Source organism: uncultured Planktosalinus sp. (assembly GCF_963973675.1).
Classification (GTDB): Bacteria; Bacteroidota; Bacteroidia; order Flavobacteriales; family Flavobacteriaceae; genus Planktosalinus.
Genome location: NZ_CAXBAN010000464.1, coordinates 1 through 1,689 on the forward strand (window position 1 = coordinate 1; position 1,689 = coordinate 1,689).

The window sequence follows — 1,689 nt, forward strand, 5'->3', positions numbered from 1 at the left end:
TATGTGAATGCCATAGGGCTCCAACTTATTGAGTTTTAATTGTTGTGCTTCAGAAAGTTGTTTAATACTGTCTTTTTTATTTGCTAAAAAGTCTTTGAAGTAAAAAGTAGTGTCTAATTTGTCGTCTGAAGTAAGGCTATCACTTCCTTCTTTCATCGATGAAACCATTTTGATTACATCTGAGGCATCCATTTTTATGACCATCTGCCCACTTCCATCCTTATTTATAACTAAAGATTCTGAAAATTCACAAGAGGTAAGCACCAATAAAAATACTGCTATTCCAACATAAGTTGTAGCTCTCATAAAGATTAGTTTTTAGGGTTATTTAAAATAATCAAAGCTGCAATTACTCCAGGAATCCATCCTAAAAAAGTGAGAATTAATACAATAATAATGGAGCCACAACCTTTATCAATCACTGATAGGGGTGGAAAAATAATTGCTAAAATAACTCTCCATATACTCATATTCAATAAAAAATAAAAATATTCTAATCTAAGCTAATATCAAAAATAGAATTTATAACTGATTATTAGAATACTTAACGTACGAAATGTTACAAATATTTTTGACAAAAACGTATCTTTGCCCCTTCAAAATCAGAATAGAATATGCAACTTTCAGAACAAGAATTAGTACGCAGAGAAAAGCTTTCTCAATTAAGAGCCTTAAATATTGACCCCTATCCGGCTGCATTATTTCCGGTAAACAATACTTCAAAAGAAATAAAACAAAATTTTGAAGAAGGAAAAAAGGTAATTATCGCCGGAAGACTCATGTCAAGACGCATACAGGGAAAAGCTTCTTTTGCAGAAGTTCAGGACTCTAAAGGACGCATTCAAGTATATTTCAACCGAGACGAAATTTGCCCGGGTGATGACAAAACACTTTACAATGATGTCTATAAAAAATTATTGGATATTGGTGACTTTATTGGTATTGAAGGAGAACTATTTAACACACAAGTAGGTGAAAAAACCGTATTGGTTAAAAACTTTACATTATTGAGTAAATCATTAAAGCCACTTCCACTTCCTAAAACTGATAGTGAGGGAAATACATATGATGAATTCAATGATCCAGAAATGAGATACCGACAACGTTATGCAGATCTGGTAGTTAACCCTCAAGTTAAAGACGTATTTGTAAAGCGCACCAAACTTTTTAATGCTATGCGCAGCTTTTTCAATGAACGCAACTATTTTGAAGTAGAAACACCTATTTTACAACCAATACCCGGTGGTGCTGCCGCTAAACCCTTTGTTACCCATCACAATGCCCTTGACATACCTTTATACCTAAGAATTGCCAATGAGTTGTATCTTAAAAGACTCATTGTTGGAGGGTTTGACGGGGTGTATGAGTTTTCTAAAAATTTTCGAAATGAAGGAATGGACCGCACACACAATCCAGAATTTACGGCCATGGAAATCTATGTAGCTTATAAAGATTACAACTGGATGATGGATTTTACAGAGCAATTACTAGAATATTGTGCCAATGCTGTAAACGGCACCACTAAAGCGACCTACACCACACACGAGATTGACTTTAAAGCTCCTTATCCCCGTGTTACCATGACCGATGCCATCAAAAAATTTACCGGTTTTGATATCAGCGGTAAAACCGAAGAAGAACTTCGTGAAGCTGCAATAAATATGGGAGTTGAAGTTGATAAAACCATGG

Annotated in this window: 2 protein-coding genes and 1 pseudogene; 1 reads left to right on the forward strand and 2 read right to left on the reverse strand. The window is 34.6% G+C overall.

The genetic code is table 11. From position 1 onward, the window contains the following. Together AACY61_RS13365 and AACY61_RS13370 are read right to left on the reverse strand one after the other, a co-directional pair. Positions 1-306, reverse strand: a pseudogene (locus tag AACY61_RS13365) (hypothetical protein); the annotation flags it as partial. 5 nt (positions 307-311) lie between these two features. After that, the gene (locus tag AACY61_RS13370) at positions 312-470 is read right to left on the reverse strand and encodes a YqaE/Pmp3 family membrane protein (RefSeq protein WP_188439860.1); all 159 of its coding nucleotides are present in this window, start codon (positions 468-470) and stop codon (positions 312-314) included. A gap of 144 nt (positions 471-614) precedes the next feature. On the opposite strand from AACY61_RS13370, the gene AACY61_RS13375 reads away from it, so the two are divergent. After that, on the forward strand, positions 615-1,689 hold a 1,075-nt coding region (locus tag AACY61_RS13375; protein WP_339612076.1), incomplete at its 3' end, for an amino acid--tRNA ligase-related protein.